This window comes from Limnobacter sp. (assembly GCF_036405155.1).
GTDB lineage: Bacteria > Pseudomonadota > Gammaproteobacteria > Burkholderiales > Burkholderiaceae_B > Limnobacter.
This window is the reverse complement of record NZ_DASWYD010000003.1, coordinates 252,063-278,255: the sequence shown is the minus strand read 5'-3', so window position 1 is coordinate 278,255 and position 26,193 is coordinate 252,063. Positions and strand designations below refer to the sequence as shown.

At 55.6% G+C, this 26,193-nt stretch carries 27 protein-coding genes and 1 other RNA gene; 17 read left to right on the top strand and 11 right to left on the bottom strand.

Translation table 11 applies throughout. The features are described from left to right. Positions 1-67 precede the first annotated feature (67 nt). Positions 68-1,255 carry a pyridoxal phosphate-dependent aminotransferase gene (locus tag VGE55_RS03870; RefSeq protein WP_331130396.1) on the bottom strand — a complete coding sequence of 396 codons (1,188 nt, stop codon included), beginning with the start codon at positions 1,253-1,255 and terminating at the stop codon, positions 68-70. Positions 1,256-1,531: 276 nt separating this feature from the next. Between VGE55_RS03870 and uvrB the strand changes: the two genes are divergently transcribed. Continuing rightward, positions 1,532-3,592 (top strand): excinuclease ABC subunit UvrB, encoded by a 2,061-nt coding sequence (gene uvrB / locus VGE55_RS03865; RefSeq protein ID WP_331130395.1) that lies wholly within the window; start codon positions 1,532-1,534, stop codon positions 3,590-3,592. 80 nt (positions 3,593-3,672) lie between these two features. After that, positions 3,673-4,164: a low molecular weight protein-tyrosine-phosphatase gene (locus tag VGE55_RS03860; protein ID WP_331130394.1), complete on the top strand. Its 492-nt coding sequence runs from the start codon at positions 3,673-3,675 to the stop codon at positions 4,162-4,164. A 595-nt stretch (positions 4,165-4,759) separates the two neighbouring features. Here VGE55_RS03860 and dnaJ read toward each other — a convergent pair. The 5 genes from dnaJ to hrcA form a co-directional block, all read right to left on the bottom strand. Beyond that, positions 4,760-5,881 carry a molecular chaperone DnaJ gene (dnaJ, locus tag VGE55_RS03855; protein ID WP_331130393.1) on the bottom strand — a complete coding sequence of 374 codons (1,122 nt, stop codon included), beginning with the start codon at positions 5,879-5,881 and terminating at the stop codon, positions 4,760-4,762. A gap of 124 nt (positions 5,882-6,005) precedes the next feature. Next, on the bottom strand, positions 6,006-7,961 hold the full coding sequence (dnaK, locus tag VGE55_RS03850) for a molecular chaperone DnaK (RefSeq protein WP_331130392.1): 1,956 nt from the start codon (positions 7,959-7,961) through the stop codon (positions 6,006-6,008). Between the two features lie 111 nt (positions 7,962-8,072). After that, on the bottom strand, positions 8,073-8,651 hold the full coding sequence (gene grpE, locus VGE55_RS03845) for a nucleotide exchange factor GrpE (protein WP_331130391.1): 579 nt from the start codon (positions 8,649-8,651) through the stop codon (positions 8,073-8,075). 120 nt (positions 8,652-8,771) lie between these two features. Next, positions 8,772-9,893 carry a ferrochelatase gene (gene hemH / locus VGE55_RS03840; protein ID WP_331130390.1) on the bottom strand — a complete coding sequence of 374 codons (1,122 nt, stop codon included), beginning with the start codon at positions 9,891-9,893 and terminating at the stop codon, positions 8,772-8,774. Between the two features lie 108 nt (positions 9,894-10,001). After that, the gene (gene hrcA, locus VGE55_RS03835; protein ID WP_331130414.1) at positions 10,002-11,018 is read right to left on the bottom strand and encodes a heat-inducible transcriptional repressor HrcA; all 1,017 of its coding nucleotides are present in this window, start codon (positions 11,016-11,018) and stop codon (positions 10,002-10,004) included. 79 nt (positions 11,019-11,097) lie between these two features. On the opposite strand from hrcA, the gene VGE55_RS03830 reads away from it, so the two are divergent. Then, on the top strand, positions 11,098-12,045 hold the full coding sequence (locus tag VGE55_RS03830; protein WP_331130389.1) for an NAD(+)/NADH kinase: 948 nt from the start codon (positions 11,098-11,100) through the stop codon (positions 12,043-12,045). Beyond that, positions 12,035-13,690 carry a DNA repair protein RecN gene (gene recN, locus VGE55_RS03825; protein WP_331130388.1) on the top strand — a complete coding sequence of 552 codons (1,656 nt, stop codon included), beginning with the start codon at positions 12,035-12,037 and terminating at the stop codon, positions 13,688-13,690. The genes VGE55_RS03830 and recN overlap by 11 nt, the downstream gene beginning before the upstream one ends. A 2-nt stretch (positions 13,691-13,692) precedes the next feature. On the opposite strand, the gene fur is transcribed toward recN, so the two are convergent. Next, positions 13,693-14,124 (bottom strand): ferric iron uptake transcriptional regulator, encoded by a 432-nt coding sequence (fur, locus tag VGE55_RS03820; protein WP_331130387.1) that lies wholly within the window; start codon positions 14,122-14,124, stop codon positions 13,693-13,695. Positions 14,125-14,258: 134 nt separating this feature from the next. Here fur and VGE55_RS03815 point away from each other — a divergent pair, with 134 nt between their 5' ends. From VGE55_RS03815 to VGE55_RS03795, 6 genes are all read left to right on the top strand, one after another. Beyond that, complete coding sequence (locus VGE55_RS03815; protein ID WP_331130386.1) at positions 14,259-14,792, top strand: outer membrane protein assembly factor BamE; 534 nt, start codon at positions 14,259-14,261, stop codon at positions 14,790-14,792. Positions 14,793-14,810: 18 nt separating this feature from the next. After that, complete coding sequence (gene dapB, locus VGE55_RS03810; protein ID WP_331130385.1) at positions 14,811-15,632, top strand: 4-hydroxy-tetrahydrodipicolinate reductase; 822 nt, start codon at positions 14,811-14,813, stop codon at positions 15,630-15,632. A 100-nt stretch (positions 15,633-15,732) separates the two neighbouring features. Beyond that, the gene (locus VGE55_RS03805; protein WP_331130384.1) at positions 15,733-15,960 is read left to right on the top strand and encodes a hypothetical protein; all 228 of its coding nucleotides are present in this window, start codon (positions 15,733-15,735) and stop codon (positions 15,958-15,960) included. Next, complete coding sequence (locus VGE55_RS03800; protein ID WP_331130383.1) at positions 15,961-16,287, top strand: cell division protein ZapA; 327 nt, start codon at positions 15,961-15,963, stop codon at positions 16,285-16,287. A gap of 5 nt (positions 16,288-16,292) precedes the next feature. Continuing rightward, a non-coding RNA gene (gene ssrS, locus VGE55_RS15050) (6S RNA) lies at positions 16,293-16,475 on the top strand. A gap of 128 nt (positions 16,476-16,603) precedes the next feature. Next, complete coding sequence (locus VGE55_RS03795) at positions 16,604-17,416, top strand: sulfite exporter TauE/SafE family protein (protein WP_331130382.1); 813 nt, start codon at positions 16,604-16,606, stop codon at positions 17,414-17,416. Here VGE55_RS03795 and lgt read toward each other — a convergent pair. Further along, a complete protein-coding gene (gene lgt / locus VGE55_RS03790; protein WP_331130381.1) occupies positions 17,413-18,219 on the bottom strand; it encodes a prolipoprotein diacylglyceryl transferase in 807 nt (268 codons plus the stop codon). The two genes, VGE55_RS03795 and lgt, sit on opposite strands and share 4 nt — an antisense overlap. Before the next feature lie 316 nt (positions 18,220-18,535). Here lgt and VGE55_RS03785 point away from each other — a divergent pair, with 316 nt between their 5' ends. Further along, positions 18,536-18,844, top strand: a complete 309-nt coding sequence (locus tag VGE55_RS03785) for a c-type cytochrome (RefSeq protein WP_256764434.1) — start codon at positions 18,536-18,538, stop codon at positions 18,842-18,844. A 90-nt stretch (positions 18,845-18,934) separates the two neighbouring features. Here the strand turns inward: VGE55_RS03785 and VGE55_RS03780 are convergent, their stop codons facing one another. Beyond that, the gene (locus VGE55_RS03780) at positions 18,935-20,089 is read right to left on the bottom strand and encodes a branched-chain amino acid ABC transporter substrate-binding protein (RefSeq protein ID WP_414674950.1); all 1,155 of its coding nucleotides are present in this window, start codon (positions 20,087-20,089) and stop codon (positions 18,935-18,937) included. Here VGE55_RS03780 and VGE55_RS03775 point away from each other — a divergent pair. Genes VGE55_RS03775 through VGE55_RS03755 form a run of 5 tightly spaced genes read left to right on the top strand, consistent with a single transcriptional unit; the run spans position 20,022 to position 23,924 of the window. Next, complete coding sequence (locus VGE55_RS03775; RefSeq protein ID WP_331130379.1) at positions 20,022-20,276, top strand: hypothetical protein; 255 nt, start codon at positions 20,022-20,024, stop codon at positions 20,274-20,276. The two genes, VGE55_RS03780 and VGE55_RS03775, sit on opposite strands and share 68 nt — an antisense overlap. Positions 20,277-20,334: 58 nt before the next feature. Continuing rightward, the gene (locus VGE55_RS03770; RefSeq protein WP_331130378.1) at positions 20,335-21,300 is read left to right on the top strand and encodes a branched-chain amino acid ABC transporter permease; all 966 of its coding nucleotides are present in this window, start codon (positions 20,335-20,337) and stop codon (positions 21,298-21,300) included. Then, a complete protein-coding gene (locus VGE55_RS03765; protein ID WP_331130413.1) occupies positions 21,300-22,403 on the top strand; it encodes an ABC transporter permease subunit in 1,104 nt (367 codons plus the stop codon). Before VGE55_RS03770 ends, VGE55_RS03765 begins: the two co-directional genes overlap by 1 nt. Then, positions 22,400-23,176: an ABC transporter ATP-binding protein gene (locus VGE55_RS03760; RefSeq protein ID WP_331130377.1), complete on the top strand. Its 777-nt coding sequence runs from the start codon at positions 22,400-22,402 to the stop codon at positions 23,174-23,176. The genes VGE55_RS03765 and VGE55_RS03760 overlap by 4 nt, the downstream gene beginning before the upstream one ends. 28 nt (positions 23,177-23,204) lie before the next feature. Beyond that, positions 23,205-23,924: an ABC transporter ATP-binding protein gene (locus VGE55_RS03755; RefSeq protein ID WP_331130412.1), complete on the top strand. Its 720-nt coding sequence runs from the start codon at positions 23,205-23,207 to the stop codon at positions 23,922-23,924. Here VGE55_RS03755 and VGE55_RS03750 read toward each other — a convergent pair. Next, a complete protein-coding gene (locus VGE55_RS03750; protein WP_331130376.1) occupies positions 23,906-24,946 on the bottom strand; it encodes a CDP-6-deoxy-delta-3,4-glucoseen reductase in 1,041 nt (346 codons plus the stop codon). The two genes, VGE55_RS03755 and VGE55_RS03750, sit on opposite strands and share 19 nt — an antisense overlap. Before the next feature lie 177 nt (positions 24,947-25,123). Between VGE55_RS03750 and VGE55_RS03745 the strand changes: the two genes are divergently transcribed. Then, positions 25,124-25,903, top strand: a complete 780-nt coding sequence (locus tag VGE55_RS03745; RefSeq protein ID WP_331130375.1) for an SDR family NAD(P)-dependent oxidoreductase — start codon at positions 25,124-25,126, stop codon at positions 25,901-25,903. Here VGE55_RS03745 and VGE55_RS03740 read toward each other — a convergent pair. Further along, positions 25,883-26,158, bottom strand: coding sequence for a polyhydroxyalkanoic acid system family protein (locus tag VGE55_RS03740; RefSeq protein WP_331130374.1), 276 nt, complete (start codon positions 26,156-26,158; stop codon positions 25,883-25,885). The genes VGE55_RS03745 and VGE55_RS03740 overlap by 21 nt on opposite strands. Between the last annotated feature and the right edge of the window lie 35 nt (positions 26,159-26,193).

Here is a 26,193-nt window from a genome sequence, read left to right as displayed (position 1 = left end):
ATTCACCAATTTGCGCGACTTTTTTCAAAAAACTGTCGCAAACCTCGAAAACCCTTCACCGAAGCCTTTAGGCCAGGGCTGTGGTAATGCGGTCGCAGGCCTTTTTCAGGTTGTCCATGGACGTTGCAAATGAAATGCGGAAGTAACCCTCAGCACCAAACGCGGAACCCGGCACCACAGCCACGCCGGCTTCCAGCAGGTAGGCGGTCAGTTCCAGGTCGTTGGCAGCCTTGATCTTTCCTTCTGCAGCCAGCTTGGTGATGGCCTTGCGGGCATCCACAAATGCATAGAACGCACCTTTGGCCTTCAGCGTGCTGATGTTGGGGCACGCATTCAGTGCAGCAGTCACAAATTCATTGCGCTCACGGAAGGCTTTCACCATGGGCACCAGGCAACCCTGGTCGCCATTGAGCGCAGCCTCGGCGGCCACTTGAGAAATCGATGTGGGGTTGGAGGTGGACTGGCTTTGCAGGTTGGTCATCACGTCGATCAACTTGGCCGGGCCAGCGGCATAACCAATCCGCCAGCCGGTCATGCTGTAGGCCTTGGACACACCATTCAGCACCACGGCACGGTCTTTCAGGCCGGGGCAGGCATTCACGATGTTGACGAAGGGCTCACCGGTCAGGTTGATGTGCTCGTACATGTCGTCCGTCGCCACAATAATGTTGGGGTGCTTCAACAGCACTTCGCCCAGCGCAGCCAGCTCTTCCTTGGTGTACACAGCGCCCGTGGGGTTGCTGGGGCTGTTGATCATGAACATTTTGGTTTTGGGGGTAATGGCCGCTTCCAGTTGGGCGGGCGTAATCTTGAAGCCCTGCTCAATGCCGGCAAACACCAGCTTGGGCACACCACCGGCAATTTCCACCATGTCGGCATAGCTCACCCAGTACGGGGCGGGAATCACCACCTCATCACCATCATCGATGGTGGCCAGCACCATGTTGAAAATACACTGCTTGCCACCCACACCAACCACCACTTCATTGGCTTTGTATTCCAGGTTGTTGTCGCGCTTCAGCTTGGCGATCACGGCGTTTTTCAGGCCGGGGGTACCGCCCACGTTGGTGTATTTGGTGAAACCGGCATCAATGGCTTTCTTCGCCGCTTCCTTGATGTGATCAGGCGTATCAAAGTCAGGCTCACCAGCACCCAGGCCGATGATGTCCTTGCCCTCGGCCTTCAGTTGGGCGGCCTTGGCTGTGACAGCCAGTGTTGGAGAGGGTTTGATCGTAAGTGCGCGTTTTGAAAGCATGATTTCGGTCTGTCGCTCGTGAAAATTGGAAAAGTCAAGTCTGGAAATAAATTCTATTTCAGACGATAATGCTCGATTGGCATATCACAAATGGCGCTGTCGAAGTGCAGAGTCGCATTCAATGTGGTGTTCAACTCAGTGTGATGTTCAGCGGCCCCGTGTTCCAAACCGTGCAAACCCATGATTCTACGGGAAAGAACATCGCCTTGAAACACCTTTGTTGCAGCACAATAAAAAGCCCGATCAACTGTGGTAGCCCGGCATCACGATTTTAACATGACCCAAGGTTTCGTCTCTTTTCCAGACAGCCCATTCCAGCTGTACCAGCCCTACCCACCGGCTGGCGACCAGCCGACGGCCATCGCCAAGCTGGTAGAAGGCGTCAACGACGGCGAGTTTTTCCAAACCTTGCTGGGCGTGACGGGGTCGGGCAAAACCTACACCATGGCCAACGTGATTGCACAAACCGGCCGCCCTGCCCTGGTGCTGGCACCCAACAAAACACTGGCTGCGCAGTTGTACGCCGAAATGCGGGAATTCTTCCCCAAGAACGCGGTGGAGTACTTTGTCAGCTATTACGACTACTACCAACCCGAGGCCTACGTACCCAGCCGCGACCTGTTCATTGAAAAAGACAGTTCCATCAACGAACACATTGAGCAGATGCGCCTGTCCGCCACCAAAAGCCTGCTGGAACGGCGCGACACCATCATTGTGGCCACGGTGAGCTGCATCTACGGTATCGGCGACCCGTCGGACTACCACGCCATGATTTTGCAGCTGCGCCATGGCGACAAATTCAGCCAGCGGGACATCCTGAAGCGGCTGATTGCCATGCAGTACAAGCGCAACGACCTGGATTTTTCCCGGGGTACCTTCCGTGTGCGGGGCGACACCATTGATGTGTACCCGGCCGAACATTCCGAACTGGCGGTGCGCATTGACCTGTTCGACGATGAAATCGACGGCATTCAGCTCTTTGACCCGTTAACCGGCAAAATTCGCCAAAAAATTCCGCGCTTTACCATTTACCCGAGCAGCCACTATGTCACGCCGCGGGCGACCGTGTTGCGGGCCATCGAGACCATCAAGGAAGAGTTGCGCCAGCAATTGGACTTTTTTGTGAAGGATGCCAAGCTGGTGGAAGCCCAGCGGCTTGAACAGCGCACCCGGTTCGACCTGGAAATGTTGCAGGAATTGGGTTTTTGCAAAGGCATCGAGAATTACAGCCGCCATTTGAGCGGTGCAGCCCCCGGCGAACCGCCTCCAACGCTGATTGACTATCTGCCCAAGGACGCCCTGCTCATCATTGACGAAAGCCACGTCACCATTGGCCAATTGGGCGGCATGTACCGCGGCGACCGCTCGCGCAAGGAAACACTGGTCAACTTCGGCTTTCGTCTGCCATCTGCCCTGGATAATCGACCCTTGCGTTTCGAGGAATTCGAGTCCAAAATGCGGCAAACCGTGTTTGTTTCAGCCACGCCCTCGAATTACGAGAAAGAGCACTCCGGCCAGGTGGTTGAACAGTTGGTGCGCCCCACCGGGTTGATCGACCCTGTGATTGAGGTGCGCCCAGCCACCACCCAGGTCGATGACCTGCTCAGCGAGATCCACGAACGGACCCGCGCTGGTGATCGAGTATTGGTGACCACCCTCACCAAGCGCATGGCCGAAGACCTCACGGATTATCTCAGTGACAACGGAGTCAAGGTTCGCTACCTACACTCCGACATTGACACGGTGGAACGGGTGGAAATCATTCGTGACCTGCGTCTGGGTGAATTTGACGTGCTGGTGGGCATCAACCTGCTTCGGGAGGGGTTGGACATACCGGAAGTGTCTCTGGTGGCCATTCTGGATGCCGACAAAGAAGGGTTTTTGCGCAGTGAACGCAGTTTGATCCAGACCATTGGCCGGGCCGCCCGCAACTTGAACGGCAAAGCCATTCTGTATGCCGACCGCACCACCGACTCCATGGCACTGGCCATGTCTGAAACTGCTCGCCGGCGTGAAAAACAGATTGCATTCAACACAGCCAACGGGATTGTGCCCCGAGGCGTTAGCAAAGAGATCAAGGAACTTATCGACGGTGTGTTTGATCCAAACGCTTCCAAGGCCAAAAAGGCCGAAAAAGCGCTGGAGACCGCCCCGCTGGGAGAAAAGCAGTTGGCCAAAGAGATCAAGCGATTGGAAAAACTCATGCTTGAACATGCCAAAAACCTTGAGTTCGAGAAGGCAGCCCAGGTTCGTGACCAACTGGGGGTATTGAAGGAACAGGTATTCGGCAGCAAGGGAGAAAGCAACATCACCTCCCTTGATGCAAAACGTGCATAGCTTTATTTCATTGAAAAATCTTGAAATAATGGTGCGCGGCTCTATTTATATGTGATGGCTTCAGCGATAGGAAACCAACGATGAAAAGCAAAGTCTTGTTTGTGTGCATGGGAAACATTTGCCGCTCCCCCACAGCGGAAGGCGTTTTCAGGCACATGGTGACAGAAGCCAAATTGGACCATGAAATCAGCGTGGATTCAGCCGGTACCCATGCATACCACTTGGGCAACTCACCCGACCCACGGGCCGTGGCCGCAGCCGCCAAGCGCGGCTACGACATTTCGGGATTGGTATCCCGCCAGGTGACGGCAGAAGACTTCCGTGACAGCGACGTCATTCTGGCCATGGACTGGGACAACATGAGCCTGCTGCAACAGCAGTGTCCACGCCAGTACGCGCACAAAATTCAATTGATGATGCGCTACGCCACTGAGCACGATGAGGCCACCGTGCCAGACCCCTACTACGGCGGCCCGGACGGCTTTGACACTGTACTGAACTACATTGAAGACAGTTGCACAGGCTTGCTGGAAGTGTTGCGCAAGCGTGTGTTTCAGTTTGCTGCGGCTTAAATCGCTGATTTAACTCAGCGAATAGAGGCGTTTTGAGAAGCCGCTGGCTGAAAGGCTGGCGGTTTTTTATTGCCCGTGCACTAGTGAAGCTCTTTTGGCAATAATTGCAGCCTGATCCCGTTTATTCCCCACAGCAACACCGGTAGCCCGTTCCGAACGCCCCCCGAAGGCAAAGGTTGCCCCGCGCTTTCGAACCGTCCCGAGAACTCGCCACTGCGTGGCTCAGACATCTCGGTTCGTGTGTTCGAATGCTGTGCGGGTCAAACCGATCGGGGGGGCTGACTGTTCGGCGCCGGGCATACCGGTATTGCTTGGGGCGTGGCCTGCGCGGTTCACCTCCCCTGCAGCGACAGTCAGGACAATCTGCAAAACCGTGACGAGCAGGCGCGGTGAACTTGCCCACCGGGCAAGTTCAGAGGTCGATTCCCGACCGTTACTTTTGGAGGGTCGACCTCAGCGGTCGCGAGGCTCAGGTTTTGAACCACAGATTGGCCGTCGCCAAGGGTGAGGTAATTGCGCAGTGCCGCATTCCATACACCGCGAAGGCGAGGTAGCTGTGCGCAGTGCCGCTCAGGACACCGCACTTTAAGCACCATCAACCAAAGAAATCCTTGACCTTGTCCATCCAGCTTTTGGCACGGGGTGAGTGTTTATCACCATCAGCCTCGCAGCTTTTATCAAACTCGCGCAGCAATTCCTTTTGTCGGTCGGACAAACGCACCGGTGTTTCCACCACAATGTGGCAGAACAAGTCGCCCTGAATGGAAGACCGCACACCCTTGATGCCCTTCCCGCGCAGGCGGAAGGTTTTGCCGGTTTGAGTGCCCTCGGGAATGTCGAAAGATGCCTTGCCGCCCAGTGTGGGCACTTCAATGGTGCCACCCAACGCCGCTGTCGCGAAGGACACCGGCATTTCGCAATGCAAGTCGTCGCCATCCCGCTGGAACACTGCGTGTTCCTTCAGGTGTACCTCCACATACAAGTCGCCTGCCGGTCCACCATTCACACCGGGCTCGCCCTTGCCGCTCAAACGCACCCGCATGCCGTCATCAATACCGGCAGGAATTTTCACTTCCAGGGTTTTGGTGGTTTTCTTGCGGCCTACGCCGTCGCAATCTGGGCAGGGCGATGGAATCACCTTACCGGTGCCATGGCACTTGGGGCAGGTTTGTTGCACGCTGAAAAAGCCCTGAGTCATGCGCACTGCACCAGCGCCACCGCAGGTGGAACAGGTTTCAGGCTTGGTACCGGGCTTGGCACCTGAACCATGGCATGTGCCGCAGTTGTCCCAGGTGGGCACACGGATTTGCGTATCAAATCCTTTGGCGGCCTGCTCCAAGGTGATTTCCATGTTGTACTTCAGGTCGGAGCCCCGGTACACATTGGACTGACGACTGCGCCCACCGCCAAAAATATCGCCAAAAATATCGCCAAAGGCTTCCGAGAAGTCCGAGAAACCAGCACCACCGCCACCACCGGCACCCATGTTCGGATCGACACCAGCATGACCATAGCGGTCATAGGCAGCGCGCTTCTGCGGATCAGTCAGCATTTCATAGGCCTCTTTGGCCTCTTTGAATTTGGCTTCTGCGTCGGCATTGCCTGGGTTGCGGTCCGGGTGGTACTTCATGGCCATTTTGCGATAAGCCTTTTTCAGCTCATCATCGGTGGCGTTTTTTTGTACACCCAGAATGTCGTAAAAATCCCGTTTTGCCATGTCTGTCTCGTTGGGGAGAAGGCTCAACCCATGAGCCTCCAATTACACAAAAAGGGCGGAACCGAAAAACGGTGGTCGCCCTTTGAACAAGGCGGGCTTTCCGAAGAAAACCCGCTGTGCCGCATCACTTGTCTTTCACTTCCTTGAAGTCGGCATCGACCACATCGTCGGCGTCAGCCTTGGATGAAGACTCGGCACCACCACCAGCCGCGCCGCCCGCTGCACCCGCGGCGGCACCAGCCGCTGCTTGCTCAGCCTGCATGTCGGCGTACATTTTCTCACCCAGCTTTTGGGCGGCCTCAGCCAATTCTTTGGTTTTGGCATCAATGGTGTCTTTGTCTTCACCCTTGGCAGCCTCTTCCAAAGCCTTGCAAGCAGCCTCAATTTTTTCCTTCTCACCGGCTTCCAGCTTGTCGCCGTATTCACCCAAGCTCTTGCGAGTGCTGTGTACCAGTGCATCGGCTTGGTTCTTGGCTTCGGCCAGTTCACGGCGCTTTGCGTCATCGGCAGCGTTGGCTTCTGCATCCTTCACCATTTTCTGGATCTCGTCTTCCGACAATCCGGAGTTGGCCTTGATGGTGATTTTGTTCTCTTTGCCGGTGCCCTTGTCTTTGGCCGACACATGCAAAATGCCGTTGGCATCAATGTCAAAGGTCACTTCAATTTGTGGCACACCACGGGGTGCGGGTGGAATGCCTTCCAGGTTGAACTCACCCAGGCTCTTGTTGTCGGCCGCCATTTTGCGTTCGCCTTGGTACACCTTGATGGTGACTGCAGGCTGGTTATCATCGGCGGTGGAAAACACCTGGCTGAACTTGGTCGGAATGGTGGTGTTCTTGGAAATCATGGTGGTCATCACACCACCCATGGTTTCGATGCCCAGGGACAATGGGGTTACGTCCAGCAGCAGCACATCTTTGCGGTCACCGCTCAACACCGAACCCTGGATGGCTGCACCAGCGGCCACGGCTTCGTCTGGGTTCACGTCTTTGCGGGGTTCCTTGCCAAAGAAGTTTTTAACCGCTTCCTGAACCTTGGGCATGCGAGTTTGACCGCCCACCAGAATCACATCATCAATGTCGGCTGCAGATACACCCGCGTCTTTCAGCGCAATCTTGCAAGGCTCGATGGTGCGGGCAATCAAGTCTTCCACCAAGGCTTCCAGTTTGGCACGGGTCAGTTTGGTGGTCAGGTGAACGGGTGCACCGTTGGCCATCGCGATGTAAGGTTCGTTGATTTCGGTCTGCTGCGACGAAGACAATTCAATCTTGGCGCGTTCGGCCGCAGCCTTGATACGCTGCAGCGCGATCGGATCTTTGGACAAATCAACGCCGTTGTTCTTCTTGAACTCGTCAATGATGTGGTCAATGATGCGCTGGTCGAAGTCTTCACCACCCAGGAATGTGTCTCCATTGGTAGACAACACTTCAAACTGCTTTTCGCCATCAATGTCAGCAATTTCAATGATGGACACGTCGAATGTACCGCCGCCCAAGTCGTACACAGCAATCTTGCGGTCGCCCTTCTCGCTCTTGTCCATACCAAACGCCAGGGCCGCCGCCGTGGGTTCGTTGATGATGCGCTTCACGTCCAAACCGGCAATGCGACCAGCGTCTTTGGTGGCTTGGCGCTGGCTGTCGTTGAAGTAAGCAGGCACCGTGATCACGGCCTCGGTCACTTCCTCGCCGAGATAGTCTTCAGCGGTTTTTTTCATTTTGCGCAGCACTTCGGCAGACACCTGGGGTGGTGCCAACTTCTGGTCACGAACTTGCACCCAAGCATCACCGTTGTCAGCCTTGATGATGCTGTAGGGCATCAATCCGATGTCCTTCTGCACTTCGGCATCGCCAAATTTGCGACCGATCAAACGCTTCACCGCATACAGCGTGTTCTTGGGGTTGGTCACGGCTTGACGCTTGGCCGGCGCACCCACGGTGATTTCACCGTCTTCCATGTACGCAATGATGGAAGGGGTTGTGCGGGCGCCTTCCGAGTTTTCGATCACCTTGTAACCGCCGGCTTCAAACACGGCCACGCAAGAGTTGGTGGTCCCCAAGTCGATACCAATGATTTTTCCCATGATTTCTCCGTATTCCAGAATGTCTGTTGAATGTCTGCTTAAGCCTGATGTGGGGTTTTACCCAGTCAATTCAAGCCCTTGTCAATTTAAAAACTGCGATGTGTGCGCTGGTTATTGCGCCACCGACACCAAGGCCGGGCGCAATACACGTTCATTGAGCAAATACCCTTTTTGCAGCACCGCCACCACATGGTTGGCAGCCACTGGCGGCTCCACCGAATTGCCGGGCACCATGGCCACGGCCTGGTGCTGATTGGGGTCAAACTTCTCGCCCACCGGATTCATCAACTTCACCTTGTTGCGATCAAATGCCGCCTCAAGCTGACGCAACGTGGCTGAGACGCCTTCTTTGAGGGCTTCAAAAGTTTGGTTTTCGACAGTCAGCGCCATTTCAAGCGTGTCACGCACAGGCAGCAGGCTTTCGGCAAACCCTTCGATGGCAAATTTGTGGGCCTTGGCCACGTCTTCTTGGGTACGGCGGCGGAGATTTTCCATGTCAGCGGCCAGGCGAAGGTACACCTCTTTGGCTTTGGCGGCCTCATCCTGTGCGGCGGCCAACTGCGCACGCAGTTGATCCATTTCGGAAGTTTCAGGTTGATCGGCAGCTTCTGTGGACTGCTGAGGCTGCGACACAGCGTCGTCCTGCCCAACGTGTTCTTCGGGAGTCGGCTTTCCAGTCGGCTCTGACATCTTTTTTTCCTCCGAATCAATAACTTGGGGCGAGGTTCCGCCCAACATTGTCCGGAGGTGGGGATAGACCCTGTTATTTCAAGGGTCTTTGATTGAATTTTTTAAGGCAATTTCACGGGTTTAGGTGCTTTGGCCGTCCCGGGCACCCATGGCCAGCGCCAAGCGGCGGCTGGCAGCCAATTCAGCGGCCATGGCTTCTTCATAGCCCATGTCCACCGGCCAACCCTGAAGGTGCTGGGCCACAATTTCCGACAGCATGGCGGCTGCACCGTCGCTGTCGTTCAAGCAGGCAATGTAATGAAACTCGCCACCCCCGGCATGCAGGAAATCTTCGCGGCCTTCCTGGTTGATCTCCTCCAGGGTTTCCAGGCAATCGGCCATGAAGCCGGGGCAAATCACATCAATGCGTTTGGTGCCCGCCTGCCCCAGGGCTTTTAAGGTGGCATCGGTGTAGGGTTCCAGCCATTTGGCCTTGCCAAACCGGCTTTGAAAGGTCACCCGGTAATTGGATTTCTCCAAACCCAAGGCTTCTGCCAACAGGCGCCCGGTTTTGTGGCACTCGCAGTGGTAGGGGTCGCCTTTGAGTAGAGCAAACTCGGGCACACCATGAAAACTCATGAGCAGCACATCGCCGCCGTCAAAATTTGGGCGACCGTGCGCACGCCAATGGGCCAATACACTGTCAGCCAGGGCGTGAATGTAGGCCGGGTGGTCATGGTAGTGCTTGACGAAGCGAAGCTCGGGCAGGTTGCGAACCGGCGCAGCCCATTGAAACACCGCATCCATCACGGATGCCGTGGTTGCCGCAGCATATTGGGGGTACAGCGGGAACACCAACACCCGGTCATAACCAGCCGCCCGCAATTCGTCCATTTTGCTGGCCACCGAGGGGTTGCCATAACGCATGGCCAATTCAACCTTGACCTCCCAGCGGCGGTCTTTAAACCCCTCACACAGGCGCGCCACCTGTTGGTGACCAATGGCCAACAATGGTGAGCCTTTCTCGGTCCACACGGTGGCGTATTTGGCCGCCGACTTCTTGGGCCGGAAGGGCAGAATGAACAGGTTCAGAATCATCCACCACACCAAGCGGGGAATTTCCACCACACGCGGGTCCGACAGGAATTCCCGGAGGTATCGCCGAAGTGACGGGGCGTCCGGGGCGTCGGGCGTGCCGAGGTTGACCAGCAGGACAGCAGTTTTTTGGGGTGTACCGTGACGAAATGGGGCTTCAGTGCGCATGGGGATGAACTGCGGAACAGGATGACAACAAGTCAACGAGTATACGCAAAAAGCGCAACAGGTGAGCCTGCCCGCTTTGCACGCCCAAGCAAGGTGATTGGATAACCTTTAGTTGGGGTCCGACAACGCCGAAGACACCAGTTTGGCGGTGATGTCCACAATCGGAATCAGCTTTTCGTAGGCCATCCGGGTGGGCCCGATCACGCCCAAGGTGCCAACCACCTCGCCATTGATGGAGTATGGCGACGAAATCACGCTCATTTCCTCCATGGGCACCAGGCTGGAATCACCCCCGATAAAAATCTGTACACCTTGGGCGCGGTTGGAGCTTTCCAGCAAACGCATCAATGCCGTGCGTTGTTCGAAAACGCCAAACAATTTTCGCAAGCGGTCCATGTCCGTGGACAGGTCCTGCACATCGAGCAAGCGGTGTTCGCCCGACAGCAACACATGCTCCTGCTGGCTCTGCTCTGCTTCCGTGCCTGCATTCACCGCAGCCTGCATCAACGCACTGATGTCTTGGCTGATCTGGTGCAGCTCTTCGGTCAAACGTTCCCGGGCCTGCGCAAAGCTCAAGCCAGAAAAATGCTGATTGAAAAAATTGGCTGCCTGGGTCAACTCAGACTGTGTGTAAGGCTTGTCGACAATCAGGATGCGGTTTTGTACATCGCCATCGGGCGTTACGATGATCAGCAGCACCTTTCGGTCTGACAACCCCAAAAACTCCACCTGACGAAACAAAGCGGAGCGCTTGGGCGAGGTAATTACCCCGGCAAAGGAGGACAGGCTGGACAGCAAGTTGACCGCTTTGCTCAGCACTCGACTGGGGTCATCACGCTGAATACCGCCAGACAGCACCTGTTTGACGTCCTGCTCCAAAGGCTTCACCGTGAGCAGCGAATCCACAAACATGCGGTAGCCCTGCGGTGTCGGAATGCGGCCTGCCGAGGTGTGCGGCGAGGCCACCAGTCGCAGCTCCTCAAGATCGGACATCACGTTTCGAATGGTGGCCGGGCTCAAATCCAGGGTTGAATACTTGGACAGCGCCCGTGAGCCCACCGGGCTGCCCTCGGCAATGTAGCGTTCAACCAGGGTTTTCAGGAGGGAACGTCCCCGTTCGTCAATCATGGGTGTCACTTCAAATGCACGTTGCGATACGATTAAGCCTATTTCGACACTTTACGACAAATTCGGGACCTTCAGAATGCCAAAAACACCAGGCAAGTGCATTGCAGTGTTTGCCAAACATGGGGCCTCCCATCGCCAGGACAGCTGGCGCAATGTCGTGGAGCTATTGCTGAACAACCAGTTCAAGGTGCTGGTGAGCGACAGCATGCTGAATGCACGCAACATGACAGCGGCCAAACAGCAGGCTGTTGGTTTCAAGTTTGCGAGCATTGAAGAGATCCGGAAGAAAGCAGACTATGCCGTCATCATGGGTGGCGATGGCACCTTTTTGGGCAACGCCCGGAAGCTGGCCGACACCAACATTCCGTTGCTCGGGATTAATCAAGGGCGCCTGGGTTTCCTGACGGACATTCGGTCCGACGACATTGACCCAACCCTGATTGATACATTGAATGGCGACTCCATCGCTGAAAGCCGCCATTACCTGACCGGGCAAGTGTTGAGAAATGGAAAAGTGATTGCGGACCACATCGCCTTGAATGATGTGGTGATTAGCCGCGGCATTGTGGGTGGCATGGTGGAGTTGCGGGTGGAAGTGGATGGCCACTTCATGTATGACCTTCGGGCCGATGGCTTGATTGTCTCGACCCCCACCGGCTCTACCGCTTATGCCCTGTCGGCCGACGGCCCCATTCTTCACCCCAGCCTGGCTGGCATCGTGATTGTACCGGTTGCACCGCATGCACTCACCAACCGCCCCATCGCCTTGCCGCAACATTGCAGCATTACCATCACGGTCACGGGTGGCAAACAAACCGGTGTGCACTTTGACATGCACACCAATGAGCGGGCCAAGGTGGGCGACCAAGTGCGCATTGAAGTGTCGGAGAAACCCATTCACCTGCTACACCCGGGCCGTTACGATTATTTCGCGATGCTGCGCCAAAAACTGCACTGGAGCGCCACCCCCACGGAAGTAGGCCATCGCACACGAGGACTTCGAGACAGCGGACATGCTAAGTAGTTTAACCATTCAAGATTTTGTCATTGTCGACAAACTGGACCTGCAATTTGACGCAGGCATGTCGGTGCTGTCTGGCGAAACCGGGGCGGGCAAATCGATTTTGATTGATGCCCTGTCACTGTGCCTGGGTGCCCGGGCTGATGCCTCACAAGTTCGCGAAGGCAGTGAACGCGCCAACATCACCGCTGTGTTTGAGCTCAACCCGGCTGCACAGGCCATTTTGGATGAGCAAAGCATTGACTGCAGCGAAGGTGAATTACACCTTCGCAGGGCTATCGACAGTGCGGGCCGTTCCAAAGCCTATGTGAATGGCACCCCGGTGCCTGCCTCCTTGCTGAAACAACTCTCTGAAACCCTGATCGACATTCACGGTCAGCATGCGTTTCAAACCTTGGCAAAACCCGGTGAGCAATTGCGCTTGCTGGATGATTTTGCGCAGTTGGGCTCACTGCTTGAGCCTGTCAATCAACGTTACAAAATTTTGCGACAGGCGGAAAAGCACCTCCAGCAAGCGCAAAGCAGTCAAAACGAGCGTGCGGCGCGGCTGGAAAACCTGCACTGGAAATTGGACCTGCTGGACAAAGTCGGCCCCAAAGCAGGGGAATGGGAAACCTTGAGTGCCGACTTTGACCGCTTGAGCCATGGCGCAGAGTTGATAGAAGGCACGCAGGCCGCCAACGCAGCGTTGACCGACAACGAAGGTGCAGTGCTCGACCAACTGTCACACCTTATTCAGCAATTGGGCGCGCTGGCCAGTCGCGATGGACAACTCGAATCGGTGGTCAAAAACCTGACCGACGGCGAAATATTGTTGCGCGAAGCCAGCTATGAACTGGCCCACTACATCAAACACACCGACCTGGACCCAGACACCTTGGCCGAGGTGGAAAGCCGCATGGCGCTGTGGCACGACACCGCCCGAAAACTGCGCCTTCCACCCGAATTGCTGCACGAGGAACTGGCGTTGGTGCGAGCGGAAATTCAAGGGCTTGAAGAAGGCTTTGACGTGGAACGCCTGCAACTGGAATTGAAAAAAGCCGAGGACGCCTACACCACCGCAGCCCATCAACTGACCCAGGCACGCTTGGGTGCGGCCAAGGCGCTGTCGACCGCAGTGACGCAGTCCATGCAATCCCTCAACATGCAAGGTGGACAATTCGTGGTGGAGGTTCAGCCGGGCCCTGCCTCAGCCACCGGCAGCGATGTGATTGAATTTCGCGTGGCAGGCCACCCGGGCGTTACGCCACAGCCCATCCAGAAAGTGGCGTCGGGTGGCGAATTGGCCCGCATCAGCCTGGCCATCACGGTCAACACCGTCACCAGCACACCGGTGCCCACGCTGATATTCGATGAAGTCGACAGCGGGATTGGTGGCGCCGTGGCTGAAACGGTGGGCAAGTACCTGCGTCAATTGGCAGGAAACAAACAGGTGCTGTGTGTCACACACCTGCCCCAAGTGGCCGCCCAAGGGCATCACCACTTCAAGGTGTCCAAAGACATTGCATCGGGCACCACACGCTCGCAGATTCGTCGCCTGGACAAAAACGAAAGGGTTCAGGAGGTGGCGCGCATGTTGGGCGGCGTCAGCATTTCAGAGGCCACCCGCACTGCAGCCTCGGAAATGATTGAATCGGCAGGCGCTTGAGGCTAGGGCTTTCGGCGGTTCTCGCAGTCTTTTTTCGTGCATGACCCATACAGCGCCAAAGCATGGTCGTGCAGGTCGAAACCGCGCTCTTTCGCAATGGCTTTTTGGCGCTTTTCAATTTCAGCATCAAAAAACTCCACCACTTTGCCGCATTGCACGCACACCAGGTGGTCGTGATGCTCACCCTCATTCAACTCGAACACCGACTTACCCGTCTCAAAATGCTGACGCGCCAACAGGCCAGCCTGCTCAAACTGGGTCAACACGCGGTACACCGTGGCCAAGCCAATGTCCAGGTCTTCTTGAAGCAAGAGCTTGTAGACGTCTTCCGCGCTGAGGTGACGGTGTTGGCCGCTTTGAAACAGCTCCAGAATTTTCATTCGGGGCAGGGTTGCCTTCAGGCCCATGCTTTTAAGGTCGGTGGCTGTTGTCATGAGTTTGGGTCCGTCTCGTCTTTTGTTGCGTGCAAGTAGCTTATGATAACGTCTTTGGCGGGCGGGTCGAGTGGGCTTTGTTGCTCCCTTGCATTCAGGTCCGGTTTCATCCTTTCTATGATGATTTGACCACCATGGGTATTTTACGTCTGAATCGGCTCGCCGGTATTGCGCTGTGTCTGTCGGCCTCCGCCTGTTCTTACCTCAACACCAGTTACGTGCCGCAGTTCATCAAACCCTACAAGGTTGACATTCAGCAAGGCAACTTTGTGACCGAACAGGAAACACAACGCCTGCAAATCGGCATGACGAAGGACCAGGTGAGATTCATCATGGGGACCCCGCTGTTGAACAGCCCTTTTCACGCCGACCGCTGGGATTATGTGTATCGCCTGAACCGGGCTGATGGATCGTTTGCACAGTTCCGTTACACCTGCATTTTTGAAAACGATAAGCTGGCTCGCCATGGTGGCGAGAACCTGCCAACCGACCAAGCGGAGTTTTTGACGGGCCCTTCCAGTGGCATCAAACGTCCGATTGCACCGGTTAGCCCTGCATCAAAACCAGAGCAGAAGCCGAGCCCAACCAGCACCCAACAACAGGAAACACCAGCGGCCTCGGGCTCTGGCAATGTAACGGGCACCGAAAAAGCCCCTGTCCTCAACTGACTTGCATGCTGACTATTTATGACTGAAGCCATTCGAATTGCCATCGCCGGCGCCACAGGCCGCATGGGCAAAACATTGATTGAAGCTGTATTGAACCACCCTGCCTGCACCTTGGCGGGTGCATTCGACATGGCCGGTTCGCCCGCGCTGGGCAGAGATGCCGGCGACTTCATGGGCATACAAACAGGCGTGACCATCACGGACCAGATCGAGACCGCCTTGTCCAAGGCGCAGGTGATGATTGATTTCACGCGCCCGGCGGGCACCCTTGAGCACCTCAAGGTGTGTACCAAACTGGGTGTGAAAGCGGTCATCGGCACCACGGGTTTTGAAGGTGAACAAATGGATGCCGTCAAAGCCGCGGCACAGAAGGTGTCCATGGTGTGGTCGCCCAACATGGCCGTTGGCGTGAATGCCACATTCAAATTGCTGGAAGTGGCTGCAAAAATACTGTCGCAAGGCTATGACATTGAAATCATCGAAGCGCACCACAACAAAAAGGTGGATGCGCCATCAGGCACTGCCCTGCGCATGGGCGAGGTGATTGCCAAGTCTTTGAACGTGAAGCTCAACGAGGTCGGTGTGTTTGCGCGTGAGGGCATTACCGGTGAACGCGAGGCTGGCACCATTGGATTTTCCACCATTCGGGGTGGGGACATTGTGGGTGACCACACCGTGTTGTTTGCAGGCATGGGCGAACGCATTGAAATCACCCACAAATCGTCCAGCCGCATGACCTATGCCCAAGGCTCGATTCGCGCAGCCCAATACCTGATGGACAAGCCCACCGGTCTGTACGACATGCAGGACGTGCTCGGATTGTCACAATTTAAGGTCTAAGATCAATTTTCTATCGGAAGACCTTGCCCAATCAGGGTTTTCCGGTTGTATAGTCATGGTCATGGCAGTTTGAGACCCAACATTCGATGGAGTGAGCCCAATGGCGCAATCTCTGCTTGCAAAACTGGATGAACTACAGGACAAGGTAAGCACCTTGGCAAAGGCCCTGGAGCAAAGCCGGCATGAGCAGCACAAATCCCAAGAACGAGTCCAGCAATTGTCCCGCGAGAATGAGCAACTACGCCGAAAGGTGGACCATGCCCAGGGGCAAATCAACCAGATGCTGAACCAGTGGTTTCCTGAACTCGAACTGAACTCGGAGAAATAAGTGGACACTCTTCTGCTGAAGCTGATGGGCCGGGAATTTCGCATTTCCTGCAAACCCGAAGAGCGTGCCGCCTTGCAGCAAGCTGTGAATATCGTGGAAACCAAGATGACCAGCATCCGCAATTCAGGCCGTGTGGTGGGCTTGGACAATATCGCGGTGATGGCTGCCCTGCAGATCGCGCACGAATCCCTCACAGGAAGTAATCAAGACAAACCTGTTTTAGGGCTGGACATTGAATCGATTGAGCGTAAAATCGAGGCTATTGAACAACTGGTGGACGCAAGCCTGACACCCGGCGAAGCCCCAAAGAATGCCAGCCTGTTCTGATTGTTTCATCTCTGCCGTGTCTGTGTTGGTCAGCATTCCGTGAACCAATATCTGTGATCCCGGTTGCGGATTTTTTACGAGTCGGTGTGATTCCCACTTCTGTCTGGGAAACCTGAAGACTCTGACACTGCGACCCACTTGAACCTTAGGTTCAGGGATCGGACCAGCGCACCACTGGCAGAGACCCTAATACAAAAAAAGCGCCAACCCTTCAAGGTGGCGCTTTTTTTATTGGACAATGACCGTTGGGCAAACTGACCAATGGCAAACGGACAAATGGGTCAGTCTCTTTCATTCTTCAAATATCCAACACTCCATGATTGATCCTATTTTCATCGCTGCGCTGCTGGTGCTGGGCGTATTCAGCGGTGTACTGGCCGGCATGCTGGGCATCGGCGGCGGCATGATTCTTGTGCCGTTCCTCAGCTTTCTTCTGCACAAACAGGGCGTGCCTGCAGACCATGTGGTGCATGCATCCATTGCAACGTCGCTGGCCATCATTGTGTTCACCAGCATTTCCAGCATGCGGGCCCATCACCAAGCGGGCGCCATTCGCTGGGACATCGTTAAATTCCTCACCCCGGGGATTTTGATCGGTGGATTTATCGGCTCCAAAATTGTCTCGTACCTGCCGACCAAAGAGCTGGCGCTGAGTTTTGGCGTTTTTGTGATTTTTTCGGCTTACCAAATGTTTGCTGACAAAAAACCCAAACCGTCTCGCACCCTACCGGGTGCTGCTGGCATGGTGGGTGTGGGCAGTGTCATCGGCGGGGTGTCCAGCATAGTGGGCGCTGGCGGCGGGTTTCTCTCCGTCCCGTTCATGGTGTGGAGCAATGTGCCAGTGCGCAACGCGGTGGCCACATCCGCTGCGCTGGGTTTTCCCATCGCGGTGTTCGCCAGCATGGGCTACATCATCAACGGCCTGCACCTTGAGGGCATGCCGGCTGGTTCATTGGGCTACATCTACATGCCGGCAGTGGCCTGCGTGGCCGTGATGAGCATGCTCACAGCCCCACGGGGTGCCAAGCTGGCCCACAGCCTGCCTGTGGGGCGTATCAAGCGGGTGTTTGCTGTGCTGCTCACCTTTGTGGCCTTGTCGATGATTTACAAGGCCATCACCGGTTTTTAAGATTGGGGCGCCATGGTTTGGAGCGCGGTGGGTTTGCCGCGCGACCACACCAGCAAGGCCAAGCCCAGCAAAATCATGGGCAGACACAACCACTGCCCCATCGACAGGCCGAGGGACAAGGTGCCCAAGAACCGGTCGGGTTCACGGGCATATTCCACAATAAAACGGGCGCCACCATACCCCATCATGAACCAGGCTGAAATGGCTGCGCGAGACCGGGGCTTGGACGAAAACCACCACAGCCAGGCAAACAAGGCAAAACCTTCCAGGCTCATTTGATACAACTGGGAGGGGTGACGGGGCAACAAATCACCGGCCTGCGGAAACACCACGCCCCACCAGCCATCGGTGGGGCGTCCCCACAATTCACCGTTGATGAAGTTGCCCAAGCGGCCAAAAGCCAAGCCCAGTGGAACCGAGGGTGCTACAAAATCCATCAAGTCAAAAAAATTCCAGCCTTTGACTTTGCAGTAAATCAGGCAGGTCAGCAAAACGCCCAGAAAGCCCCCATGGAAAGACATGCCGCCTTCCCAAATCGCCAAAATTTCGGTGGGGTTGTGAAGGTAGTAGTCGGGCTTGTAAAACAACACATAGCCCAAGCGCCCGCCGAGAATCACGCCCAGAACACCCCAGGTGAGCAAGTTGTCCACGTCGAGCTCCTTGATGGCCGGGAAGAACTTGAGACGGCGTTTGGACAAGGTGATGAAGGCAATAAAACCGGCGAGGTACATCAGGCCATACCAACGGACGGCCAAGGGGCCGATTTGGATGGCGACCGGGTTGAACTCTGGATGAACAAACATTGGGGATCTCGTTGAACAGGGTCGGAAGGCAACGCGTTGGCGTCATTGTACCCTCTGACCTTGCAAGTGCCGTTTGGTGCCCGTCAGGCCTGTGTCAATTCATCAGGCCACACTGCGCCGCGAACCGGTTTTGGCACGCCCGTTCACAAACCGGGAACTTTTCCTGATTTTGCCGGTATTGAGCCATACACGGGCAATTCATTGAACAGGCAGCAAAAAATCCAGTTTGCCGCATGACAAAACAGACCAATGTCTGCCAGAATACGTTCCGAACCGTTACTAGAAATGAAAACCGTCACAGAGTGAGGAGTTGATGATGAAGAAGCAAATGGGTGTGTTGGCCGTGGCCGCTTTGGTAGCAGCGCTGCCGTTGACCGCGAGTGCAGACGAAGCGCTGGCCAAGAGCAAGGCCTGTTTGTCTTGCCACCAAGTGGACAAGAAAGTGGTAGGCCCTGCATTCAAGGATGTGGCCGCCAAGTACAAGGGTGACAAGGCTGCGCCTGCCGCACTGGCCGAGAAGGTCAAGCACGGTACAAAAGGCACTTGGGGTCAAATCCCAATGCCCGCTCAAAACGTGACCGACGAAGAAGCCAAGAAACTGGTGGCTTGGGTTCTGTCCCTGTAATACCACAGCGCAGTACCGAATAAAAAAAACCCCGCAGTGGCTTGGGCCCTGCGGGGTTTTGTTTTACACCAAACGTTGATCAACCAACCATTATTGAATGATGGTGAGTGGTGTTTTGCCCTTGGGACCATAGGTGTTCACGGTCACCGGAGCGTTTTTCACATCGCCATTTTCATCAAAGGTGATGGTGCCAATCACGCCTTTGTAGCTGATGGTTTTCAACTTGGGCAGATATTTTTTGGGATCAGCCGACTTGGCCTCTTTCATTGCCATCCCCATGGTCATGGTGGTATCGTAAACAAACGGTGCATACACCTGGATGTCTGACTTGAATTTATCCTTGTAACGCTTTTCGAATGCGGGTCCACCAGGCATTTTGGACAAAGCCATGCCACCTTCGGCACACATCACGTTGTCACCCACATTGTCACCCCCCAGCTTGCTCAACTCGGTGGTGCAAATGCCGTCGCCGCCAATCAGCTTGGCCTTGATGCCCAACTGCTTCATCTGGCGCAACATGGGGCCGGCTTGTGCATCCATGCCACCGTAAAAAATTACATCGGGGTTTTTGGCTTTTACCGAGGTCAAAATGGCGGCGAAGTCGGTGGCTTTGTCGTTGGTGTATTGGCGCTCCAGCACCTGGCCCCCACCCGCTTGTACCTGCTTGGCAAAAATATCGGCCAGAGGCTGGCCATAGCCAGTGCGGTCATCAATCACCACAAACTTCTTGGCTTTCAAATCGGTGGTGGCAAACTTGGCCAGGGCAACGCCCAACACACCATCGTGCGCAATCACGCGGAACACAGAGTCAAAGCCCTGCTTGGTGATTTTGGGCGTGGTGGCCGAGGGTGTGATTTGTGGAATGCCACAGTCGTGGTAAATGCGGGATGCTGGCACCGTGGTGCCGCTGTTCAAGTGACCAACAATGCCATTGACTTTCATGTCGCACAATTTCTGCGCAACGATTGCACCGGTTTTGGGATCGGCTGCATCGTCTTCAGCCACCAACTCGAACTTGGCAGTGCCGCCATCCAGTTGAATTTTCATGGCATTCAAATCGTCGATGGCCAACCGTGCACCCTGCTCGTTGTCTTTGCCGTAGTGGGCCTGTGGGCCTGACAGCGGCGCAATGTGGCCAATCTTGACGATCACGTCTTTGGCTTGTGCTGTGCCAACCATGGCCAAGCTGCCGATTGCTGCCAATACTGCCGAGCCGATCAGTGTGGGTTTGTTCAAACTGCGCATTCTGCTTCCCCCGAATTTGTGTGTTGTGAATGGAATCGAATTTGCTTCTTCTTTCAATGTAGCATCAAAGGCGGTACTGCTGGCAAGGGTCGAATTAACTGGCCCGTTTCTGATTGGCTTCTCGCAGCAAATGCATCCTTTGTACTATCCTTCAAAAAAAGCACACCCTTCCGGAAGCAAGGTTTAAGCCACTTTGCACGGTTATCCGGTTGAACATCCAGTGGTTGGGGACACGCATCGGATTCATGGACACACTCATACAGCAGATCATCAACGGCTTGGTATTGGGCAGCATTTATGCGCTGGTGGCCTTGGGCTACACCATGGTGTATGGCGTGCTGGGGCTCATCAATTTTGCCCACGGTGAAGTGGTGATGGTGGGCGCCATGGTGGCGTTCAGCGCCATCTCTGCGATTGCAGGCGTCAATCCCGATTTACCGGGCTGGTTGCTGTTGTCCTTGGGCATGGTGGCGGCCATCCCGGTGTGCATGGCCGTCAGCTTCACGGTGGAAAAAGTGGCCTATCGCCCACTGCGAACAGCCCCTCGGCTGGCCCCCCTGATTTCTGCCATTGGTGTGTCGATCACCTTGCAGACGTTGGCGATGATCATTTGGGGCCGCAATTACCTCATCTTTCCCACCACGCTGTCGCAAGACCCGATCACCCTTTTCACCTTTCACAACGCTGTGGCCGACGCGCCCGCGCGAACCATTTCACTCACGCCCGTTCAACTCACGATTGTGGTGCTATCGTCCCTGTTGATGGTGGGGCTCACCACACTGGTGAACCGCACCAAACTGGGCAAAGCCATGCGGGCCACTGCAGAAAACCCGGCCATTGCCAGCCTGATGGGCATCAACCCCAATGCCATCATCTCGGCCACCTTCATGATTGGTGCTGCACTGGCTGGTGTGGCCGGCGTCATGGTGGCCGCCAATTACTCGGTGGCGCATTTCTACATGGGCTTTTTGCCGGGCCTCAAGGCTTTCACAGCGGCTGTGCTGGGGGGCATCGGCAATATTTATGGCGCCATGCTGGGCGGTTTGCTGCTGGGCTTGGTGGAAAGCCTGGGCGCTGGTTACCTGGGCCAATTAACCGGCGGGTTTTTGGGCTCGAACTACCAGGATATTTTTGCCTTCGCAGTGCTGATTTTGGTGCTCACCGTTCGGCCGTCCGGGTTGTTGGGTGAAAAGGTGTCGGACCGCGCATGATGAACAAAAACCTTGGCAAACAAATCGCTGGCCTCTTGTTGGTGACTGTTGCACTGCTTGCCTTGCCGTGGGTGGTGGGCAACATGGGCAACAGCTGGCTGCGTATTGTGAACGTGGCTTTGCTGTACGTGATGCTGGCACTGGGCCTGAACATTGTGGTGGGCTTTGCTGGCCTGCTGGACTTGGGCTATATCGCGTTTTACGCCGTTGGGGCCTACCTGTACGGTTTGCTCAATTCCCCCCACCTCACCGACAACTTTGAATGGATTGCCGCCCTGTTCCCCAACGGCCTGCACGTGTCCCTGTGGCTGATTATTCCCATGGGTGCTGCAGTGGCTGGATTGTTTGGTGTGTTGCTGGGCGCACCCACGCTCAAACTGCGGGGCGACTACCTGGCCATTGTCACCTTGGGGTTTGGCGAAATCATTCGCTTGTTCATGAACAACCTGAATGCACCGGTGAACATCACCAATGGGCCTCAAGGCATTTACATGATTGAGCCCGTTCGCATCGGCACCATCCGGTTTGAAAAAACCGTTCACCTGTTCGGCATCGACATCCCCGCCCTGCACTTGTACTACTACCTTTTTCTGGTCCTGGTGCTAATCATCATGGTGGTTAGCCTGCGATTGCAGGACAGCCGCTTGGGCCGTGCCTGGACAGCCATACGCGACGATGAAATTGCTGCAAAGGCGATGGGTATCAACACCCGCAATGTGAAGCTGTTGGCATTTGCGTTGGGTGCATCTTTTGGTGGCGTTTCCGGCGCCATGTTTTCAGCGTTTCAGGGTTTCATCAGCCCCGAGTCGTTTGGCTTGATGGAATCCGTCATTGTGCTGTGCATGGTGGTGCTGGGTGGCATGGGTCACATACCCGGCGTTATTCTGGGTGCGGTGTTGCTGTCGGGTTTCCCGGAGATGCTGCGCCACGTGGTGGCCCCGCTTCAAGAGCAGTTGTTTGGTGAGGTGTTGGTGGATGCGGAAATCATTCGCTCGCTGATATACGGGCTCACCATGGTGTTGGTGATGTTGTACAAACCCCAAGGCTTGTGGCCGGAACGCAAGGGGCGCAACAGCCCCTCACATGCGGAGGCTGCTGCATGAACAACACGCTATTGAGCATTCGCGGGTTGACCAAACGGTTTGGTGGTTTAACCGCTGTGGATGCGGTGAACCTGGACATTGCTCAGGGCACCATCACCGGCTTGATCGGGCCCAACGGTGCTGGCAAAACCACGTGCTTCAATTTGATCACCGGTTTGTACACACCCGATGAAGGGCACTTCGAATTCAAGGGGCACCGCTTTTTTCCGCACAACCCCAGTGATGTGGCCAAACTGGGTATTGCACGCACATTCCAGAATATCCGCCTGTTTCAAACCATGACTGTGCTTGAAAATGTGATGGTGGGTTTTCACACCCAGAGCAAGGCAGGCGTGCTGGGTGCGGTGTTGCGTTTGCCTTCACAGCGTGCCGAAGAACGGCGCTTGAAGGAAGAATCGCTTCGGTTATTGGATTACGTGGGCATTGCGCAATATGCGAATTACCTGGCCTCGGAGCTGTCGTATGGGCACCAGCGTCGGCTTGAAATTGCGCGGGCCTTGGCCATGAACCCCAGCCTGTTGGCGCTGGATGAGCCGGCAGCGGGCATGAATGGATCGGAGAAAGTACAACTGAAAGAACTGCTGCTGCGCATTGCCAAGGACGGCAAAACCCTGTTGCTGATTGAGCATGATGTGAAACTGGTGATGGGCATTTGCAGCACGGTGACCGTGCTGGATTATGGCAAGGTGATTGCGCAAGGCCAACCCGCCACCGTTCAAAAAGACCCTGCCGTGATTGAGGCTTACTTGGGAGGTACACACCATGCCACTTGAGTCCGCAGAGCAAGGTCAGGCGCATGGCATGAGCCCGATTTTATCGATTGACCAATTGACAGTTCATTACGGTGGCATTCAAGCCGTGAAGGGATTGTCGTTCGAGGTGATGCGCGGCGAACTGGTGTGCCTGATTGGCTGTAACGGTGCAGGCAAAACCAGCACACTCAAAGCGCTGGCTGGGCTACTGCCCTTTCAGGCACAGCGTGCTGTTTACAACAATTCAGTCGACTTAAAAGCGTTGGCTGCGCACCAACGCCTGGCTTTGGGCATGGCGTTGGTGCCGGAAGGCCGCGGCGTTTTTGCCCGCATGACGATTGAAGAAAACCTGGACTTGGGGGCCTACTGCCGCCACGACAGTGCAGGCATTCAAGAAGACAAAGAACGCGTGTTTACGTTGTTTCCCCGTTTGAAAGAACGCCGCAAACAATCCGCAGGAACACTGAGCGGTGGAGAGCAACAAATGTTGGCCATGGGCCGGGCCATCATGGGGAGGCCAGACTTGTTGCTGTTAGACGAACCCAGCATGGGCCTGGCACCCATCATGGTTGAGAAGATTTTCGATGTGGTGAAGTCCATCCACGCGCAAGGCTTGACGGTGCTGCTGGTGGAACAAAACGCCAACATGGCACTTCAGATTGCCGACCGGGCCTACGTGTTGGACTCAGGCCTGATCGACTTTCACGGAAAGGCCAGTGACTTGATTCGGGACCCACGCGTGCGTGAAGCTTATTTGGGCGAGTCCTGAACGTGATTGTCGGCTTCTGAGGTGAATGCGTCGGCGTAAAACTCATCCTCGGGCAGACCGCACACGGTCGTGAAGTCTTTCAAAGCCGATTCCACCATGATTGGCACGCCGCAGGCATACACCTGGTGACCGGACAAATCCGGAAAATCCTGCATCACCGCGTGATGAACAAAACCCGTTCGGCCAGCCCAGTTGCAAGCGGGTGTGGCGTGTGACAACACCGGCACAAAGGTGAAGTTGCTGTGCTCTTTGGCCCATTGTTCGGGCAGCTGCGCCATGTACAAATCGGCCCGCGTGCGTGCGCCCCAATACAACGTAAACTGCCGTGTGTTGTTTTTAAAAAACGCCTGTTCCAGCAACGACTTGATGGGTGCAAAACCAGTGCCGCTGGCCAAGAGGATGACTGGCTTGCTGGGGTCGTCGCGCAAAAAGAAGGTGCCCATCGGGCCTTCAAAGCGCAATATTTCCCGCTCTTTCATCGCGCCAAACACATGGTCTGTGAACAGGCCACCGGGCATGTGGCGAATGTGCAGTTCAATGCCGCCTTCCTGATAGGGTGCGTTGGCCAATGAGTAACTGCGACGCGACCCATCCCGCAAAATGAATTCAATGTACTGCCCAGCCAAAAACTGCAGCACCTCGTTGGCAGGCAACTGAAGTTTGAGCACGGCCACATCGGCAGCAGGCTTCTCGATGCTCTGCAAGCGGCACGGCATTTTTTTCACCGGGATATCGCCCAAGCCTGACAACTCGCGAACCTTGAGTTGAACCGGACCCAGCGGTTTTGCGCAACAGGTGAGGACTTTGCCGCGAACCTTTTCTTCATCGGGCAGCGCGCGCAACTGGTAGTGGCCATAGTCCACTTTGCCATCCACCAGCTCGGCTTTGCAGGAGCCGCATGCGCCGTCCTTGCAGCCGTATGGCAAAATAACACCAGCGCGCAGGGCGGCGGTGAGGATGGGCTCATCGGCCTCACACTCAAACTGCCGTTGACTGGGAACAATACTCACGCTGTGAATCATCAAACTGCTGCCTTCAAAAAAAACCATGCACCCAACGGGTTTTTCAGCCGGGTCAAGCCACGCCTGTTTCGCCGACAACGACTATTGATCGCCGGGTGTGGCCAGGTGGGTTTTGCGCTGTTGAACCATGACACCAGGCGGCATTTTATCGCGACTTGCAGACCTGGGGAGGCTGGTGTGGACAAGCGGATGCGCATTCGCCAGCATCGCGCACAGGCCCTGCCCTGCGACTTGAACAACACACGTGACCTGCTAAAGGCACTCAGCATTGCCCACCGAGTGTTGTGGATGGCTGCACCCGACACATCGCAACCCGTGGACACCACGCTAAAGCGGCTGGCCTTGTACGCTGCAGCCCGGAACCAGGCCTGGCATAAACCGCGCCTGCACCTCACCTACATTTCAACAACCGGCGTGTATGGAAACGCTGCGGGCCAATGGATTGATGAACGCACACCCGTCAACCCGCAATCGGACAGGGCCCGCCGACGGGTCCACGCTGAACAGCAGGTTCGCCTGGCCAGCCTCTTGGGGCACAGTGGGCACATTCTGCGTGCACCAGGCATTTATGGGAACACCCGTTTGCCACTGGACCGCATTCGTGCCGGCACACCGGCGATTGTGGACACGGAAGACTCATGGTCCAACCACATTCATGAACTGGACTTGGGACGCTTGAGTGTGTGGTGCAATTTCAAGGGTGGTGCGTGGCGGGTGGTCAATGCCTGCGACAGCGAGCCCTGCAAAATGGGCAACTATTTTGATGCGGTTGCAGACGCCTACCACTTGCAAAGGCCACCACGCTTGTCCAGGCTTGCTGTGAAAGAACGCGTGAGCCCGATGATGTGGAGCTTCATGGCCGAGTCACGCCGTATTCGTTCCATCGAACGGGCCAAACTGGGGTTCTGGCTGCTGTACCCCAGTGTGAACCACTTTTTAAGCAAACATACTGCTTAGGTTTTTGTCGATTTCGGCTTGAATTTTGGACTTGAATGCCTTCAGCATGAAGCCCAAGGAAATGTCCAGCGTCACGTCTTTGTCCGTCACGTCCAGGGTGCCTTTGACCCCAGACCGTGTGAAGTTCAAGGTATTGCCCACCCAGCGGCTTTCCAGCTGAAATTCTTTTTCAAGTTGGTCCACCAGCTTTTGCGCCACTTTTTTTGCCTCGTCCAGCGACAGGTTGTGGGTGCGATGGGCGTGAATGTCAGACATGGTGCACTCTTCGTGGTGTTTAACAAGCCTGTAGT